1 protein-coding gene is annotated in these 2,019 nt (G+C 55.6%); it reads left to right on the top strand.

What is annotated here, in order from left to right; translation table 11 throughout:
* A partial coding sequence (locus tag ACR0MP_RS21985; protein ID WP_480893919.1) for a beta strand repeat-containing protein occupies positions 1-2,019 on the top strand: 2,019 nt, incomplete at both ends.

The following is a 2,019-nucleotide window of genomic DNA, read 5'->3' as shown; positions in this document are numbered from 1 at the left end:
CGGCACGACGCCTGTTGCCAACCTCTCCGTGACCCCATCGGTCGGTTCTGAAGATGACGGTACGCAGGTGACGATCACGGTGACTACCTCACTCGCCGTGATTGGCGATCAGACCTTCGATCTTGGTCTGAGCGGCAATGGGATTACGGCCTCGGACTTCACGACGGCAGTCCCTGCCTCAATAACCATTCAGGACGGGAACAACTCGGCCAGCGTCGTACTCAATGTGGCGGATGACGCGGATATCGAGGGGCTCGAGACGGCCACCTTCACAATATCGAACCCGTCTGCGGGGGTTGCACTCGGGGCCACGGTATCGGGTACGCTCGACATCATCGACAACGATACACCCCCCAATCAGGCGCCTAGCTTTACTTCGTCTTCGACTTTTGGCGTTATCGAGAATACGACCGCCGTTGGCACGGTCAGCGCGACCGATCCAGAGGATGATGCAATCCAGTTCGCCATTGCAGGTGGCGCGGATGCCGGTCTCTTTATAATCGACCCGACGTCCGGAGCGCTTAGCTTTCTGACGGCTCCGGATTTCGAAGCCCCCACCGATGTTGGTGACGACAACGTCTATAACGTGACCATCAGCGCGTTCGACGGCACAAACACAGTCACGCAAGACATTGCGGTGACCGTTGCGGATGATCCGAGCGAGACGAATAACGGTGCAGCCACACTGTCAGTCAATGCTGGGGCTAACAACGTCCAGATTTCCAACTATGGAAATAACTCGTTTGTCCTGACAAATGTCGGATCAAAAACAATTTCGTCCATTGAGATTGATGTAACAAATGCGCTTTATCCGGATAGCGTATTTGACCCGTTCGGCCTCGCAGGTGACACGATCTCCAAAGCGCTTCAAATCAATACCAATGGAAACACCGGCGTACAGGCTCCGACAAATGCATCTTACATCGGAGCCGGAGGAACGGCTGGGTATTCCGGGATAGTGCTCACCTTTGATCCGCTAGTAAATGGCGGATTTGAGAGCGGAGAGACGCTTGGCTTTTCCGTTGATATGGACCCGAATTCCGTTGCCGGATCTCAAAAATCGACGCTTGACGGCGGTTCTTCGCCCTCGTGGGATGTGGGTGGCGTATCCGGCGCGGAGCTCATCGGGTCTTCGTTCACAATCACCTTCGCCGATGGCACTACCGCGACAGGTCAACTTCAGAGTGATGGATCCCAGGGTGGCTCGATTGGCCTGGCAGATCAGGCTGCTCCAAACACGGCCGTCCAGCTCAGTGTAAATGGCCTCTCCGAAGGAGAGATTGGCACATATGACGTCACCGGCCCGACAGTTGTTGTCAGCGGACCTGCCGGTGCCACCGCGCGGATCGTTCTGACCAAAGGTTTCATTCAACCAGTAGCCAACAACTTCGCCGAACCTTACAAATCACAACTTGATGCGCAGCTTGCGGCTCTTGGGGCTGAAGATTTTCCGGCAAACAACGCCGTCGAATTCCAGACTGTGGATGTCCTGCTTGATGGTACAAATCAGGATATTACCAGCCTGTTTGATTTTGCTGATATCGCCCTTTACGACTTTGTCGGAGAAGATCAGCTTCCGCTGGGATTTGTGGCCAGTGTCATTGATACAAGCAACAACGACCTTCCGCTGGGTGCAGTTACGGCTCCGATCTATCTGGAATACAGCGCCGGCACGACGCCTGTTGCCAACCTCTCCGTGACCCCATCGGTCGGTTCTGAAGATGACGGTACGCAGGTGACGATCACGGTGACTACCTCACTCGCCGTGATTGGCGATCAGACCTTCGATCTTGGTCTGAGCGGCAATGGGATTACGGCCTCGGACTTCACGACGGCAGTCCCTGCCTCAATAACCATTCAGGACGGGAACAACTCGGCCAGCGTCGTACTCAATGTGGCGGATGACGCGGATATCGAGGGGCTCGAGACGGCCACCTTCACAATATCGAACCCGTCTGCGGGGGTTGCACTCGGGGCCACGGTATCGGGTACGCTCGACATCATCGACAACGATACACC

It is taken from the genome of Ruegeria sp. K3, from assembly GCF_056531845.1.
Note: the sequence above shows the minus strand (reverse complement) of the source record. Positions and strands in the feature narration are given on the sequence as shown.